Source organism: Candidatus Formimonas warabiya (genome assembly GCF_002777255.1).
Lineage (GTDB): Bacteria > Bacillota > Dehalobacteriia > Dehalobacteriales > Dehalobacteriaceae > Formimonas > Formimonas warabiya.
Map to the genome: position 1 here is coordinate 1,165,609 of NZ_CP017634.1, position 15,419 is coordinate 1,181,027.

The window sequence follows — 15,419 nt, forward strand, 5'->3', positions numbered from 1 at the left end:
AAGGACGGGATTCTTTTTTCACGTGGTGCCACCTTGATTCATCATGCAGAACATGACCTCAACATGAGGATAACGGCATCGTGCCGGACCGGGTTATCTCCCCGTCTGCTTCAAAGCGGATTCAACAGCTTCCCGTGCCAATTTCCACCCACCATTGGCTCTCTATATCTTTCCGCTGTTTACTACTCTTTTTCATTGCATTTTTCCTATCAAATTGCCAAACGTTTATCATGTAAAATAATATTGAAGATAATTTTACTGCACAGATATTTATTTGTCAACAATAGAAAGATTAATTTTTAAAAATACTCTAAAGGGGCCTTAACTGTTTAACCACCGTTTTATGGCGTATTTTACCGTCTCTTTGTTCATGGCCGCAATATGGGTCGTAAGCGGTATTTCTTTCGGACATACTTTTCGGCAATTCTGGGAATTCCCGCATTCCTGAATTCCTCCCTTATGAATTAAGGCATCCAGCCGATCTTCTTTGTGCATCTCACCAATGGGATGGGCATTGAACAGCCGCACCTGGGCGATGGCAGACGGTCCGATAAATTCAGATTTTTTGTTCACATTGGGACAAGCTTCCATACAACATCCACAGGTCATACACCGGGAAATGATATAGGCCCACCGGTGGGTCCGTTCCGGGAACCTCGGTCCCCGGCCGATGGCAAAACTCCCGTCTACATTCACCCATGCTTTTACTTTTTTTAAGTTATCAAACATCAGCGCGCGGTCAATCATTAAATCCCGTATCACAGGGAATTTAGTCAAAGGTTCCAACTGGATTAGTGCGCCGAAACCGTTTTTTTCATAGATCTTGTCAATCAGAGCAGAGCAGGCTTGTCTGGGTACCTTGTCGATCAACATGGTACAAGCTCCACACACCTCCTCCAGGCAATTGCATTCCCAAACCACCGGATTGGTTTTTTCTCCCTTGGCATTCACCGGATTTTTTCTGATTTCCATAAGGACGGAAACCACATTCATGTTAGGTTTATAGGGAACCCGGAATTCTTCCCAGCGGGGTGCCGCATCCGGATTATCCTGCCGTTTCACTTTGAGGTGAATGAACTTATCCATTCTTAGAAACCTCCTTTTCTACGTGATAGACTCTTTTCCGGGGCTGGATCAATGAGGTGTCCACTTCCTCCCATTCAAATACCGGCCCCTTTGATGTCCACCGGGATTTTGACGTTTTCAAAAACTTTTCGTCATTTCTTTCCGGAAACTCCGGCTTATAATGGGACCCCCGGCTTTCATCCCGGATCAGTGCTCCCAGCGTAATAGCACGGGCCATTTCCATCATATTACGCAATTCTTTGATGTAAAGTATGGTGTGGTTACTATACTGGTTGGAATCAACCACATTGATATTTTCCCAGCGCTCTCTTAGCTCTTGAAGTGTTTCATCCGTTTCCTTTAAAGCCTTGTTATGCCGGACAATAGCTACATTCTGGGTCATAACCTCTCCCATTTCCTGGTGCAGTTGATAGGGGTTTTCTTTTCCATTCATTTTTTTAATTTTAGCTTCAATTTCTACTTGATGCCGATGTTCCTGATCAAATGGTTTACTGTCCATTTCTCCGGCTAACCTGTTTAAACCATGTACATATTTTAGGGCAGAAGGTCCGGATACCGTACCGCTGTATAAGGCAGAGAGCAAGGAATTGGCACCCAGCCGGTTAGCGCCGTGATACATGTAATCACACTCTCCGGAAGCAAAGAGGCCGGGAATACAGGTCATGTGCGTCCAATCTACATGGATCCCCCCCATAAAATAATGCACACCGGGGAAAATTTTCATGGGAACCTTTTTCGGATCATCCCCATGAAACTTTTCATAAATCTCCAGGATCCCGCCTAAACGGCGGGTTAAGAAGTTTTCCGGCAAATGGGTCAAATCCAGGTACACCTGGTTCTTCCCCTCAATGCCCAGGCCCATCTCCACGCACACTTGATAAATAGCCCGGGCCGCAATGTCTCGGGGCACCAAATTCCCGTATGCGGGAAACATTTCCTCTAAAAAATACCACGGTTTCCCATCTTTATAGGTCCAAATTCTTCCCCCATCACCCCGGGCAGATTCGGACATCAGCCGGGTCTTGTCATCACCCAGCATCGCGGTAGGATGAATCTGGATAAATTCCATATTTGCCAGATAGGCCCCCTGCTGATAGACAGCTCCTGCCCCGCTTCCAGTACAGATCACGGAATTGGTGCTCTTGCCAAAAATCGTGCCCCCACCGCCGGTTGCCAGAATCACGGCATCTCCGGTGAAAATACGGATTTCCATGGTGGCAAGATTCTGAGCAATACATCCCCGGCAAATTCCCTGTTCATCAACGACGGCGGAGAGAAACTCCCATCCCTCATATTTGGTTACCAAGCCCGCCGCTTCATGTTTACGCACCTGCTCATCACAAGCATAAAGCAGCTGTTGTCCGGTAGTGGCTCCGGCAAAGGCCGTACGCCGTTTTTTTACTCCTCCGAACAAGCGCAAGTCAAGGAGTCCTTCCGGCGTCCGGCTGAACATTACCCCCATACGATCCATGGTATAGATTAGCCCCGGGGCCGCTTCCACCATATTTTTCACAGGCGTTTGATTCGCCAAAAAATCTCCTCCGTAAATGGTATCATCAAAATGCTCCCAGACCGAGTCACCTTCCCCCTTGGTATCAAGGGCGGCATTAATACCTCCCTGTGCGCACACGGAATGGGACCGTTTCACCGGCACCAGGGAAATGAGATCCACTTTTATCCCTTTTTCGGCGATTTTCATAGTCGCCATTAAACCGGCCAAACCACCGCCCACCACAATAATTTTCGGCTTACTCAAGGGCTTCCCCTCCCCCATAATTATTCATTTAAAACCGGGCAATTACAGTTAGAATACTGATCCCGAGGACTCCTAAAGCTACAAAAACAACAGCGGAAAGCTTAAAAAAGAAGGCCTGTGCTTTATCTCCAATGGCTATCCCCCAGGAAATAAGAAAAGTAAACAAGCCATTGGCAAAATGAAAAATAGCGGAAAGCACGCCAATCCCATATAAAACAAAATATACCGGATGATGGAGATGGGCAACCAAGGTATCAATAATGGCTGCAGGTTCATGCTGCATAAATCTTAAAGTATATACATGCACCACTACAAAAATCAGTGTAATTACCGCTGTGATCCTCTGCAGGTAAAAGGCCCAATTGCGGAGATAATTAAATTCTAAAACATTATTTTTGGCCACAAATACAATCCAGAGCCCATAGACGGCATGGAATAAAATCGGTATGGCAATGATCAACAGCTCTGCCACCACGATCAACGGAATACTTTTCATCCCATGGATGGTAAATTGATAGTTGGCATAGCCGCCAAAAAAAACGGTACTGTTGATGGACAGGTGAACAATCAGAAAAATTCCCACAGGTATAATTCCTAACAATGAATGTACTTTCCGGATTAAAAAATTACTTTTGGCACGCAATCTTCTTTTCCCCCTTCACAAATAAAACGAACAACAAAATAAGATACCTCATTCTGGTATCTTATTTGACTACCATATTTATTATATCTTAATCAGTCGTAATACGCATCATGATTTTAGCGAATTCTGCTTCAAAGAATTGTACATGGAAAGAAAAGCGGCAGCATCTTCTGCTTGGGTTCCGGCAGACTCGCAGATAATGGTAGGGGTAAGACCCTTTTCCGCAATTACTTTGGCAAAGGGATAAAAATCCGGACCAAATTCTTTCTCTTTTAGCGTACAGTGTTTTTTTTCCCCCGCAGCGGTATATTCTACCGGAGCAAAGTGCACATGTAGATTTTTTACCGTTTCTTCTCCTAAAGCATGTGCTATCTTTTCCAGGACTTTGATAAAATGGGACTCATCCTTCAAACATCCGCCCCCTAAGGCATGAATATGACCAAAATCTACAGCAGGTATGATCTTCGGATGGAGTTTGCACAGTTCCAATACTTCGGCAACTGTTCCCAATTGATTGGCCTTTCCCATCGTCTCGGGGCAGAGAAAGCAGTCTTCTAGAAGTTCCTCGTCCAAATCTGATATTATTTTCTCCAATAAGGTAAGGGCGTTCTGTAAAGCATCTGTGCGCCCTAATTTTGCAGCGGCCCCGGGATGAAACACCACCCTGGTCGCTCCCATCCATTTTGCCGCAGAAAGGGATTTTATCAGATGTTGTTTGCTGCTTTCCTGAATTGCCGGGTCCGGGCTGGCTAAGTTAATGTAATACGGGGCATGAATGCTGAGGGCAATATGATAACGCGAGGCTTGCACCGCCAAGGCCTGAGAAAAGGTTCTATTAATCCTCACGCCTCGGGTGCATTGATATTCATAAGCATTTAGACTTCTCCCGTAGAGCCAGCGCGGAACATCCAGCGTTGTCTTGTAACCTTCCTCGTAAAATGAATCGGAATTACCTGCCGGACCAAATTTTATCATTACTAGAATCCTTTCTCGTTTAATTTTTCTGTATTTCTAAGTCCAGTACCCGAAAAAACAAATCTCTATTTATGTTGTCTCCCCAACTCCTTTATCATAACATTGAAAAATTATTTTTCAACAAATAAATGCACCACCTGAGGTGATGCATCTTCTTGATGATCAAAATATATTCACTACCCTACAAAGAAAATGGGCGGTTTATTTGTCTGGGGGCTTGCCGTTATGAATATACTGCAGCATATTTTTTGTTCCGCTGTGAAATCCCACGGCAGAAGAAGCAATCAGGATTCCCTGAATTAAGGCCTCGGGGAAATTCCCCGGGTACAGGTAAAAAAAGGCAAAGGATACACCTAGTACTGTAGCAACAAGCGGACTAAATTTTCGTGGTATCCCGGCCTGATTTCCTACCCAAACCAAAAACATTACAACACCGACGATCGGGACATTATTAATGATGTCACTCATGGGCACACCTCTTGGAATTTTTCCGTGAAAAAGTTTTCTGGTATATTTTATGCATTTCTCCTGGTACAAGTGTTCTTTCCTCACGATTTTCTACTGATTTCGCCATAAATATATCTTTCTAAATATCTTGTCTAAGAATAAAAAAAATTGTCTAATAATAGTAATCATTACTAGTTATGCACAATTTATTCCACATTTCCACAATTAAATTTATATTTAAAAAATCTCTTGAAAAATGGCTCTCTAAAAATACCAAACAAAAAAACCCACAATCATGCGGGTTTTCAACTGACATGGTATTCTGTTTTATTTGACCGGTGCAGATTTTAAGTCAATTCCTCTCTTTATCAAGGCTAAAGATTTACTGCTTTACGCCTGCTTGTATGAAATGGCTCTACCACGATATGATTATCCATAACAAAAGCAATTTCAGGATAACCTGCTTCTTCTTTATTTTCTGGAGAACGGCTTAATTTATCGGCAATGCCAATTTGTGTCGGACGTAATCTGTAGGCCATAACAAATGCCGTCTCATCACCGTGCACACCTGCATGAGCCAGGCCGCGAAAAGTCCCCATGACCACGATACTCCCTGTGGCTATTACCTGAGCGCCGGGGTTTACATCTCCTCTAATTACTGCATGCCCATTAATATAGATTTTTTGTCCCGAGCGCAAACTTCGGGAAATAAGTACCGCATTATCGACCGCAGTAAAATATTCCGTCTGATCGTTTACCTGGAATGAAGGGGCAGGCGCTCCTTTGTGGGATGTCCCTTTATTTTCCTGGCCTTTTATTAAGCCATTACTTAGGATGATTTCTTCAATAATTTTCACTTGTTGTTCATCCAGATCATTGTCCGGACTAATGATAAACTTAGCATCGGAGAAAAAACCTTTGGACTCTTGAAACTTTTCTTTCAATATATCCTGAATTTCTTTAAAAGACCCTTCTTTTGTATTAAAATAAAACACAAGCCCATTTCTTGTTCCTTTAATATTAATTAACTCTTTGGACATATTTACCCTCCCTCTGTGGTATATTTCGTCATTTTCCGATAATATCCTGCTCCCGAAGCTTGCTGTCAGGACGTTAATTTTATTGGCAAGCAGACGCGCACAAATCCCATAAAGGGTGGGAGGATAATTTTTCTTTTAGGAAGGAAGAATAGCTCGTATGATCATGATCAGTGCATGTTTGTTGGGGAAAAACTGCAAGTATTCCGGAGGGAATAATGAAAATCCCTGTTTAATTGACCTACTGAAAGACAAAAAAACGCTCCCTGTTTGCCCGGAAGAGTTGGGATCCCTTCCTACGCCGAGACCGCCGGCTGAAATAATCAAGGGCAATGGTTATGATGTGCTCCATGGTCTTGCAAGAATCTGCACGAAAGACGGCGGAGATGTCACGGAGAGTTTCCTCAAAGGCGCAGAGGCAGTAAAAAAATTAGCCCAATCTCATCCCATTAACTTAGCCATCATGAAGGAAAGAAGCCCCTCCTGTGGGGTGTGTAAAATATACGATGGAACTTTTTCGGGAAAAACGATTCCGGGTTTGGGTGTGTGCACTGCCCTATTAAAGGATCTGGGTATCACCGTAATTAGTGAAGAGTCTCCCCTTTCTCCTGAGATATTAACATTAATCAAGGAAAGCGAATCATCCTATCCTTTTATTAACGGGTTTTCCTAAAAAATTTAGTTCATGATGGTTGACTTCATGCGAAATAATTTATATAATAGTGTTTGCAGCGCAGGGGTATAGCTCAATTGGTAGAGTAGTGGACTCCAAATCCATTGGTTGAGGGTTCAAGTCCTTCTGCCCCTGCCAAATTTAAAATCTTAAATCTCACAAGTAATTGTGGGATTTTTTATTTTCTATTACCAATTACAATAATTTGTACAAATCCATTCACAAATCAGAATTTAAAGGAACAGCACGGTTTTGCTTATATTTACAACAAAATGTAAGGCTACCCTCGTATCTTTATGGGGTATTTTCCCTAATTTCACTTAAGGTTTACAAATACCACAAGGTTCATACCCGGCTTTAAGAGCTTCTTCCCGTATCTGAAACCAAATCCGGTTTTCGGGCAAAATCTTTTGAGCAGAAGAACAATCCGGGACATGAAACTTTTTGGTATTCATGTTTCCTAAGTATTTACCACTCGAGGCAGGAACACCCGGAGTAATAGCAGTTCCATCAGCGTTATTTCCGGAAATTCTATCTGGATCTTCGTTAACCGAATAAGTATTTCCATCCGTAGAAACTACAATGGTTCCACTCACATCCGTTCGATAAATACTGACCCCCATATCCGTAAGCCTTGCTAACGTCTCTTGATGCGGATGACCATATGTATTATCTTTGCCCACAGAAATCACAGCCACTTTTGGATTAACCTTTTTCAGAAATGCCTCTGAACTGGATGTATTGCTTCCATGATGACCTACTTTTAAAATGTCAGCTTGGATATCTTTTTCTAATATCTTGGACTCTACATCTGATTCCATATCACCTGTGAAAAGAAACTCCACATTATGATAATCAAGCTTGGTTAAAACAGAATTATCATTAACATTCTCATATCCGTCCCCTGTTTCCAAAATATCAAAACGGATGCCATTTCCTAAATCAAAAGTCATATCCTGATCTTGAAGATATTCTGTTTTTTCTTCTTCAACTGCATGCCAATAATCTGTATAGGTTCGGGTTGTTTCCTCTTCCCCACTATCAATAACCTCTTCAATATCAAAAGCCTTCAAAACATCATCTAGCCCGCCAATATGATCTTCATGAGGATGAGTTGCAATCATCAGCTCAATGTCATCTAATCCTTGGCCTTTTAGATAATTTACAATTGTAGATCCATCTTCATTATTTCCGGCATCAATCAGAATATCATAATGGTTGGGGGCTTGAATATAAATACTGTCCGCTTGCCCCACATCAATAAAATGAACTTTAATTGTCGGAATTTGCGATAATTGGGTTGATGTGATTGATATTGTTGCAGTCTGAGCATTGTATCCTACCTGATCGCCTAATGCCTCCCCCACAAATCGTAACGGAATAAAGGTATTTCCATTAATGATTTTTCCGGGAAAGGAAAGACTTACATCGTTTCCATTAACCGTTGCCATCTTTTGGTTTATGGTCAATGAAACAACGGTATCATCCCGTTTGCCAATAACAGTTTTAGTACTACCATTCCATTCAACTTGTGCTCCCAATGCTTCAAAGAATGGTCTCATAGGAACAAGGGTACTGCCATTTTGGACAATAGGGGAAGGAGAAAATTGTTTTTCCTGTCCGTTAATAAGCACCTTAATCTCACCTGAAGCAAAAGAAAAAGGACCTAAAATAAATAGGAAAATTACTCCAGAAAAGAATACTTTTAACCAATGATTCTGAATATATCTCACATGATCACCTGCTTTTTTCTATAATAATATTGTTTCGGCAGAAAAAAGGAAAGTCCTCCCAAACCTTTCGTGCCGCAATTTGAAAGCCAAAATTAAAAACAACCTCTGGATTAGAGGTTGTTTCCTTTTCCCTTTTCTCAGGATCAAATCATCCCTTCGTTTACTCCGATTCTGAAAAATTATTGAAGTGTTCAACAGTTCCTCTGTTACCTGGTGTTTTTTGCAAAAAGAAAATTATATTTCGCCGCATGTTTTATTTCATCCGTAATGATTTCCGTAATCATATTTATTTGGTGCCGCTCAGACAACCCGAAAAAAATTTGACGGTATCTTTCTACGGCACCCAATTCTCCAAATAAGGCTTTTTCAATTCCGTCCAAATAACTTTTGGGAGGAGTAAAACTTTCTATGTTTTCTCCTGGCGGAAGGGTAACACCCGTAAGCTCGCAGTATAACTGGCGGAACATCTGGTTATGCTTTTTCTCGTCGTCACGGATACTGGCAATGATCGTTTTATCTTTCTGAGTTGGTGCCACACTGATGAGATAGTCATAAAACATTTCATCCTCTTTTTCCCCGTTAACCGCATCTTTAATCAAGGAAAGAGATTTGTTTAGCGCATTTTCCGGGTAATACGTTTGGTTAGGAAAAAAGTTACACGCGCCGACCCCACCGCTTACTGAGGATCGCCAAAAATGATACTGGCCCATGCTGATCGGACAATAACCAAACACAATCAGGACCTCCTTTTTCTTATCTATTAATTAGATATGCAGAGGCCCTGTTTTGTGCAACAAAACTGCTTATTTTTTCTTCTTATCGGCCTTACCTTTTAGCTTATCGCTGTTCGGCAGTTGAAGAATGTTTCCCGCTAAAACTGTATCGGTTAGGCTCCTTCCATGCATCCTGGTTTCATAACCGTTATAATCGTTTATTGAGATTCTGTCCTGCTATCCTTATTTGATCGGCGAAGTCCCTCATACGTTTCTGCTTTCTTAGGGAGTTGTGGTCCGTGTGCTCATACTTCCAGCAATCACTGCTAAATCCTTTGTGAAATTAGTAATTGGTTTTCCTCCGGCAATCTCGTCATGAATTCTTTTCAAACGGCTGACCATTCTTGGGTCTGAGGTAACGTATACCGTGTTAATCAAAGGTTCAGTGGACATAACCTTAGAGGAAACTGCAGGTTCCGTTGTTTCCTTTTTTGCTCCGGGTTCTAGAGTTAAACCAATGTATGCCGTATTTTTCGTTACAACGACCGTACATTTTTTTACATCAGGTAAAGCATCCACTTTTTGAGTAATCAGTTTAGCCCTGGACAGGTCCATTGATCTTCCTGAGGCTGTCTTTCGAGGTGCAGGTACCTGAGGGCCTGAAGGAGTTGGCGCCGGAGCTATTTTTCGGGCCGGAGCCGGTACAATAGATTTTTCTGGGGTGGGCACGGGTTTTTGGGCCGGAGCACATCCCACAGCGATGACGGATACAAATAAAAAAATCCCTAGCAAAACACAGGTTAATATTTTCCGATTCATTCTAACCACTCCTTAAAGTTTTTATTAGTACTATGGAATGTCACAAAAAAAATCCTGGTGTTTTATTGGGGATATTTACTTCCTTTGAAAATGGTTCCAAATCATGCTTTTTACCCAACGGAATGACCGCTGCTGAATTGACTATTGTTAAACGGAATAAGTAGAAAACATTATTGGAACAATAAGGTAGCTGGTCAGTGTTAAATTGCCAAAAAAGTAGCTTTTTCATGAGCGGCACTGGCCTTGCATTGTTACTCTGTTGCGAGAGGGAAAAAGGGCCCTTTTGGCTGAGGGCCTTTTGAAGGATATGCGCATGGCAACAAATATGTCTCCCGGGATACAAAAGAATCGCCTTGTTTCCTTGGATGCGCTACGCGGATTCGACATGTTTTGGATTGTGGGCGCCCGGGCAATTGCCGGCGGTATGGCCAGCCTGAATTTGCCGGGGGCATCTGTGGTGGCCGGACAGCTATCGCATACAAAGTGGAATGGGTTTTCCTTTTACGATCTCATCTTTCCCCTGTTCATTTTCATGACAGGGGTTTCCCTCGCTCTATCATTAAAAAAGAGAAAGGGGCGCGGCGATGGTAAGGGAACCATGATGAAACACATCCTTAAACGGACCATCATTCTCTTCGCATTGGGAATCGTATATAACTTGGATTTTAGATCCTATCCTGATTTTGACGCTATTCGCATCATGGGGGTCCTGCAACGGATTGCCCTTTGTTATTTTTTTGCCTCATTCATTACTATTTATAACAAAACACGCACCCAGGCGGTAATTATACCGATAATTTTAATTGGATACTGGGCAATAATGCGCTTCGTGCCGGTACCTGGTTTTGGTGCAGGAATTTGGACGGAACAAGGTAACCTGGAGCATTATGTGGACATCCTTTTATTACCTGGCCGTCTTTACCATGGTAGCTGGGATCCGGAGGGCATTTTGAGCACCCTGCCTGCCGTGGCAACATGCCTTTTGGGGGTAATGGCCGGGCACTTGCTCCAGGTTAGGGAATGGAAAGGAAAACCGGTTAACCCCCTACACCGGGTGCAGGTAATGGTTTTTTCCGGCATCGCACTGACCATGATTGGTCTTTTAATGGACCCTATCTTCCCCATCAACAAAAACCTCTGGTCAAGTTCATTTGTCCTCTTCACCGCAGGTCTTTCAGCTATTCTATTGGCTGTATTTCACTGGCTCATCGATTTACGCGGCTATAGGCAATGGGCCTTTCCCTTTGTTGTAATTGGTGTGAACTCCATCTTCATTTATTTGGCAGCCAGGTTTATACCCTTTGACAGGATTGCCCGCTGGTTGACGGCAGGAACACAAACTTTTTGGGGTCAAAGTTTGGATTTAGTCACGGCTTTGATACAACTTTTCTTGGAATGGTTATTATTGTTCTTCCTTTACAAGCGAAAGATTTATATTAAAATTTAACCTGACTAACTTGGCGTAAGTCTCCCGCATAATTGGGGACATTCCTTGAAGAGGTGTGTCCCCTGGCCGCTAACGGCGGGAGTCCAACGCCAACTAAGTCATGCATTTGCAGTTCTAAAATTCAGATGGAGTAAAAGGATCTCCATCTGAATTAAGAACTTGCTTCAATCACTTTCCTGGATGCATCGGAAAATGCGTCCAGCCGATTGTGAATATAAAAAAATAAGCATCATCTTTTACCGGAAAATAAGGCTTTGAAGATAAATCTTCAAAGCCTTATTTTAATCCTTTTTCAATTACTTCGGGCATGGGATCATAATAACTTTTGCCCATTTTCTTTACTTCAATTTTCCCGTCGGGGTATTTAATGGTGATAAAAGAACGGATAATTAGGCCATTTTGCCCTGGAATCACCACTTTCTCAGATCCTTTAGGCAGATTCTTATTGTATTTATATATTTTCCAATACAGAATTTTTTTTATCGTCTGATGCTGCCAGGTAACTTCAGGGGAAATTTTTCTCCCGTAGAAAGCAATAAAAAGGGTATGGTCGACCATTTCCGCCCAGATTAGGACGGGACCACCGCTATTATTTAGGAACCGAAAATCTTTTACCCCATAACACACAGTAGCGTCTTGTCCCGGAGGAACATAAGGAACTGTCATACCATGATGATGCCGTTCAATCACCGGGAGATTACTCAAAATGACTAAATTATACAAAACGGAAGCGATCTTACATACTCCTCCCCCTACTGATGTAACAACCTTCATCCCTTTGTACATCGGACCCGATTGATAGCCCTGATTGCTGGTATATGGGCCTAGTTTTTTATTTTGAGAGAAAACGGCCCCATCTTGAATGACTGTCCCGGCTAATTTTTTTGCCGCAATATTAACATTAAATATTTCCCCAGGTAGTGGATCTACCAGGGTCGCCTGATATTTCGCCATTAAAATGAAGGTGCCATTTTGCTTAATCGCTTTCTGAAACTCTTGATCAGTACTCCATGGCAAGGGTTCGCTATACAATTTCCCCAGAATCCAGTATTGCGGCGGGTATTCATTAAGACTAAAATTCAGATCGGCACATAATTGTACAGGGGAAAGCAAAATTAAAACAATCATTATGGCGAAAAAAAAGCATCCGGGTTTTACGATTATTCTCATAAAACGCTCCTGCGTTAATTTTATTAACTATTTTTCCTCACCGCTATGGGATTAAAACGTGTAATATTTTACATTTTTCTCCCCTTATTTTTAGATAAGTTTTTCCTTTTTAAGACGTAAGGATTTAGTTTTTAAATAAGTTTTAAAAAATGGTATGCTCCGCTTGTTCTGGAATAGAAATAAAATAATGTTTCAAATATGTAGAGGTGTATTATCTTTGTTTACTTTTTTGCTGGCTTTAATTAGTGCGATCTGTTGGGGAATTGCTCCTGCCTTCGGCAAAATAGGTTTAAGAGGGATTCATCCCATGGATGGGCTGGCAGCAAGAACGCTGATTACGGTATTTTTAGTTGGTACTTGGGCCAGTTTTAGTGGAAGTATCTGGCGCATTCCGACGATATCGGCACGCGCTTGGTGGTTTCTCGCATTAGAAGCCTTTTTTGCCACCTTTGCCGGAGATTTGGCCTATTACGCCGCGATAAAATGGGGTAATATCGGTGAAACAGCTATTATTCTTTCTGTTTCACCGTTAATCACCCTTTGGATCGGCTGGTGGTTTATGGGAGAAAACATGTCATTCACAAAAATTGTGGGAGCCCTTTGCGTTATTGTTGGGCTGATACTGATAGGTTATAATTCGGATCTACGCTAAAAATATTTCTCGGACCATACGTGTATTTCCTGGTCTACGATCAAGAAAATTATTCATTTTAAATTACTGAGAGAGTCTTTGTATCATCATCCGGGGAGGTAATGGCCACAAAACCCTTGTGCCTCGAGAATAGGGAAGAATTTATCATGCATATTTAAAATATTTGTAGCTACCCCGTGTTTTTGTTAAAAGAGAAGAGATACTAAATATGAGTTTTCCGCACCGGAGGAAGATATTAATTAACTTTTTAGGGTGGAATTATGACATGAGGAAAATGAATATTTATCTTTTCTTGGCATTGGGTTTTGTAATCATTTTTTTTATCGGGCTCCTCTGGTACAGCCAGGGAGTTGTTATTTTACATTATCATGCCGTCAACAATGACCAGGCGTCAGAAGAACTGATCAGAGTTACCCCGGAAGATTTTGACTGGCAAATGAACCATTTAAAAAAATGGGGATATCATGTGGTTTCCCTGCAGCAAGCGGTAAAGTACTTAAAGGACGGCAAGCCGTTGCCCAGAAAGGCCGTAGCGATAACCTTCGATGATGGGTATGAAGACAATTTTGGGGAGGCCTTTCCCCTGCTGAGAAAATACGCTTACCCAGCAACAATTTTTATGGTAACCGGGCAGGTGGGGGGACAAAATTCTTGGGATAAGGGGCGTGTGCCGCGGAAAAAGATGCTTAATTGGGATCAAATAAAATGGATGGAAACAAACGGTATTTCTTTTCAGGCCCACACCGTTCATCATCTCAATCTAACCAAGATCCCCGTTAAACAGGTGCAATATGAAATATCCGCCTCTCAGGACGCATTGGAAAGACATTTAACGAATCACGTGAATTTTTTGGCCTATCCCTACGGAAGCATCAATCCTGACGTCGTTCAAATAGCTAAAAAAGAATTTGAGGCAGCCTTTTCTAGCTCCCCGGGAGCGGCTGTTTACGGTAATACTGATTTATTTAAAATCCGCCGGATGTCTGTAAAAGAAATGCATAGCGGTGCCTGGGGACACTGGCTGTTTGTGATGGAACTAAGACTGAGTTGGTTAATTGCGCTGATCGAAGACTTTAAAATTTCTTTGGGTAATATAAGTTATAGCATTCAGAGTAATTTTAACAACTGCTTGATGCCTTTTTCACTTGATCAAACTTTATTCGGGCGAGTTCAGGATAAAAGATGGTAAATTAATGTGTTCTTCCCTCCAATTCCCGAAGGCCGGTAAAATAACAATATGTTAAAATAAGTGTTGTTCTTCCGGACAAATAAGCACAAACGTTAAGGAGGGAAGTTGTATGGTACAGAAATTACGGAAGCCATTATTGGGATCCTTGGTTCTGCTGGGAACGGTTTTTTTAGTTTGGGGCTTTTTTTCCTTTGACCTTAAGCCCACCCCGGTCGCGGCAGCAGATTCCTATCCGTATACGGTGCAGAACGGGGATTCTTTGTATCTGATTGCCCGAAATAACGGTATTTCTGTGGCGGATTTAAAACGGGCGAACAATTTGCAGACTGATCAAGTCCGCCCAGGTCAGGTATTGGACATTCCGAAAGGAAGCGGAGGACAAGCACCGGCTAGCACAGGAACGTCCTTGGCACAAATACTCCGGGAAAAACCTGAAGCGAAGTCTCAATTAACCATTTTGGTCGATAAATCGGACCACACATTATCGATTTTATCCGGCGGCGTACCGTTAAAATCATATCATATAGAACTGGGAGATAGTGGCACGGGAGATAAAGCAGTGGCCGGAGACCATAAAACACCGGAAGGGACCTTCTATATTTGTGAAAAATCGGTATTAAATCCCGCCGATCCTTATTTAGGTTCCAGATGGATGAGACTCAGCTACCCCAATATTGAGGATGCTGACCGGGGGTTGAATCAAGGTTTAATTAATCAAGGGACCTATGATCAAATTGTTACAGCATTTAATAGCAGACAGGTTCCTCCCCAGCGTACCGGCTTAGGAGGCGGGGTCGGCATTCACGGCGGAAGTACACCTGCTTTAGGAAAAGACTGGACCTGGGGCTGTGTAGGGCTGAACAACCGGGATGTGGAGGATTTTTACGATTATGTTGGAGTTGGAACGCCGGTTACGATCCGGAAATAAACTGTAATCAAATCAAGGAAAAGGTAGATGATTCATTTCATCTGCCTTTCCTGTTTGAAAGGCTGTGCACCCCGCAACCCAGGACCTAAAGGACGATCCAAAAATTTTTTACCCCTCACCTTTCAGTATTCTTTCACTCAATACTCCCCTA

General features: G+C 42.3%; 15 protein-coding genes, 1 tRNA gene and 1 other annotated feature (1 of these 17 running past the window's edge). Of the genes, 6 read left to right on the forward strand and 10 right to left on the reverse strand.

Annotated elements, in window-relative coordinates:
- Positions 1-205, reverse strand: a binding site (T-box leader); it reaches 3 nt to the left of the window's first position.
- Positions 206-321: 116 nt separating this feature from the next.
- The 6 genes from sdhB to minC all read right to left on the reverse strand — a co-directional run bounded on the left by sdhB (position 322) and on the right by minC (position 5,947).
- Entirely contained in the window at positions 322-1,086 is a 765-nt protein-coding gene (gene sdhB / locus DCMF_RS05530) for a succinate dehydrogenase iron-sulfur subunit (RefSeq protein ID WP_148133501.1), read from the reverse strand.
- A complete protein-coding gene (gene sdhA, locus DCMF_RS05535; protein ID WP_236860303.1) occupies positions 1,079-2,794 on the reverse strand; it encodes a succinate dehydrogenase flavoprotein subunit in 1,716 nt (571 codons plus the stop codon). Before sdhA ends, sdhB begins: the two co-directional genes overlap by 8 nt.
- A gap of 76 nt (positions 2,795-2,870) precedes the next feature.
- Positions 2,871-3,485 (reverse strand): succinate dehydrogenase/fumarate reductase transmembrane subunit, encoded by a 615-nt coding sequence (locus DCMF_RS05540; RefSeq protein ID WP_214659121.1) that lies wholly within the window; start codon positions 3,483-3,485, stop codon positions 2,871-2,873.
- Positions 3,486-3,593: 108 nt separating this feature from the next.
- Positions 3,594-4,460 carry a TIM barrel protein gene (locus DCMF_RS05545; RefSeq protein WP_148133504.1) on the reverse strand — a complete coding sequence of 289 codons (867 nt, stop codon included), beginning with the start codon at positions 4,458-4,460 and terminating at the stop codon, positions 3,594-3,596.
- 201 nt (positions 4,461-4,661) lie between these two features.
- Entirely contained in the window at positions 4,662-4,928 is a 267-nt protein-coding gene (locus tag DCMF_RS05550; RefSeq protein ID WP_148133505.1) for a hypothetical protein, read from the reverse strand.
- Positions 4,929-5,281: 353 nt separating this feature from the next.
- Entirely contained in the window at positions 5,282-5,947 is a 666-nt protein-coding gene (gene minC / locus DCMF_RS05555) for a septum site-determining protein MinC (protein ID WP_148133506.1), read from the reverse strand.
- A 157-nt stretch (positions 5,948-6,104) separates the two neighbouring features.
- On the opposite strand from minC, the gene DCMF_RS05560 reads away from it, so the two are divergent.
- Together DCMF_RS05560 and DCMF_RS05565 are read left to right on the forward strand one after the other, a co-directional pair.
- Complete coding sequence (locus DCMF_RS05560; RefSeq protein ID WP_148133507.1) at positions 6,105-6,617, forward strand: 2-thiouracil desulfurase family protein; 513 nt, start codon at positions 6,105-6,107, stop codon at positions 6,615-6,617.
- A 62-nt stretch (positions 6,618-6,679) separates the two neighbouring features.
- Positions 6,680-6,755: transfer RNA gene (locus DCMF_RS05565), tRNA-Trp, on the forward strand.
- Between the two features lie 182 nt (positions 6,756-6,937).
- Here DCMF_RS05565 and DCMF_RS05570 read toward each other — a convergent pair.
- From DCMF_RS05570 to DCMF_RS05580, 3 genes are all read right to left on the reverse strand, one after another.
- Complete coding sequence (locus DCMF_RS05570; RefSeq protein ID WP_148133508.1) at positions 6,938-8,350, reverse strand: stalk domain-containing protein; 1,413 nt, start codon at positions 8,348-8,350, stop codon at positions 6,938-6,940.
- A 206-nt stretch (positions 8,351-8,556) separates the two neighbouring features.
- A complete protein-coding gene (locus DCMF_RS05575) occupies positions 8,557-9,084 on the reverse strand; it encodes a ferritin-like domain-containing protein (RefSeq protein WP_148133509.1) in 528 nt (175 codons plus the stop codon).
- A gap of 261 nt (positions 9,085-9,345) precedes the next feature.
- Positions 9,346-9,882, reverse strand: a complete 537-nt coding sequence (locus tag DCMF_RS05580) for a YhcN/YlaJ family sporulation lipoprotein (RefSeq protein ID WP_148133510.1) — start codon at positions 9,880-9,882, stop codon at positions 9,346-9,348.
- 313 nt (positions 9,883-10,195) lie between these two features.
- Here DCMF_RS05580 and DCMF_RS05585 point away from each other — a divergent pair, with 313 nt between their 5' ends.
- Complete coding sequence (locus DCMF_RS05585) at positions 10,196-11,329, forward strand: acyltransferase family protein (RefSeq protein ID WP_214659122.1); 1,134 nt, start codon at positions 10,196-10,198, stop codon at positions 11,327-11,329.
- Between the two features lie 276 nt (positions 11,330-11,605).
- Here the strand turns inward: DCMF_RS05585 and DCMF_RS05590 are convergent, their stop codons facing one another.
- Positions 11,606-12,499: a VanW family protein gene (locus tag DCMF_RS05590; RefSeq protein ID WP_148133512.1), complete on the reverse strand. Its 894-nt coding sequence runs from the start codon at positions 12,497-12,499 to the stop codon at positions 11,606-11,608.
- 217 nt (positions 12,500-12,716) lie between these two features.
- Here DCMF_RS05590 and DCMF_RS05595 point away from each other — a divergent pair, with 217 nt between their 5' ends.
- From DCMF_RS05595 to DCMF_RS05605, 3 genes are all read left to right on the forward strand, one after another.
- Entirely contained in the window at positions 12,717-13,151 is a 435-nt protein-coding gene (locus DCMF_RS05595; RefSeq protein WP_214659123.1) for an EamA family transporter, read from the forward strand.
- A 265-nt stretch (positions 13,152-13,416) separates the two neighbouring features.
- Positions 13,417-14,340 (forward strand): polysaccharide deacetylase family protein, encoded by a 924-nt coding sequence (locus DCMF_RS05600; RefSeq protein WP_214659124.1) that lies wholly within the window; start codon positions 13,417-13,419, stop codon positions 14,338-14,340.
- 109 nt (positions 14,341-14,449) lie between these two features.
- Positions 14,450-15,268, forward strand: coding sequence for a L,D-transpeptidase family protein (locus DCMF_RS05605; RefSeq protein WP_148133515.1), 819 nt, complete (start codon positions 14,450-14,452; stop codon positions 15,266-15,268).
- The last annotated feature ends 151 nt before the right edge of the window (positions 15,269-15,419 follow it).

Excerpts from the sequence above, each read along its gene's own strand:
- sdhB (WP_148133501.1), bottom strand. The coding sequence starts at position 1,086 with ATGGATAAGTTCATTCACCTCAAAGTGAAACGGCAGGATAATCCGGAT.
- sdhA (WP_236860303.1), bottom strand. The coding sequence starts at position 2,794 with ATGGCGACTATGAAAATCGCCGAAAAAGGGATAAAAGTGGATCTCATT.
- DCMF_RS05545 (WP_148133504.1), bottom strand. The coding sequence starts at position 4,460 with ATGATAAAATTTGGTCCGGCAGGTAATTCCGATTCATTTTACGAGGAA.
- DCMF_RS05550 (WP_148133505.1), bottom strand. The coding sequence starts at position 4,928 with ATGAGTGACATCATTAATAATGTCCCGATCGTCGGTGTTGTAATGTTT.
- minC (WP_148133506.1), bottom strand. The coding sequence starts at position 5,947 with ATGTCCAAAGAGTTAATTAATATTAAAGGAACAAGAAATGGGCTTGTG.
- DCMF_RS05560 (WP_148133507.1), top strand. The coding sequence starts at position 6,105 with ATGATCATGATCAGTGCATGTTTGTTGGGGAAAAACTGCAAGTATTCC.
- DCMF_RS05580 (WP_148133510.1), bottom strand. The coding sequence starts at position 9,882 with ATGAATCGGAAAATATTAACCTGTGTTTTGCTAGGGATTTTTTTATTT.
- DCMF_RS05585 (WP_214659122.1), top strand. The coding sequence starts at position 10,196 with ATGGCAACAAATATGTCTCCCGGGATACAAAAGAATCGCCTTGTTTCC.
- DCMF_RS05590 (WP_148133512.1), bottom strand. The coding sequence starts at position 12,499 with ATGAGAATAATCGTAAAACCCGGATGCTTTTTTTTCGCCATAATGATT.
- DCMF_RS05600 (WP_214659124.1), top strand. The coding sequence starts at position 13,417 with ATGAGGAAAATGAATATTTATCTTTTCTTGGCATTGGGTTTTGTAATC.
- DCMF_RS05605 (WP_148133515.1), top strand. The coding sequence starts at position 14,450 with ATGGTACAGAAATTACGGAAGCCATTATTGGGATCCTTGGTTCTGCTG.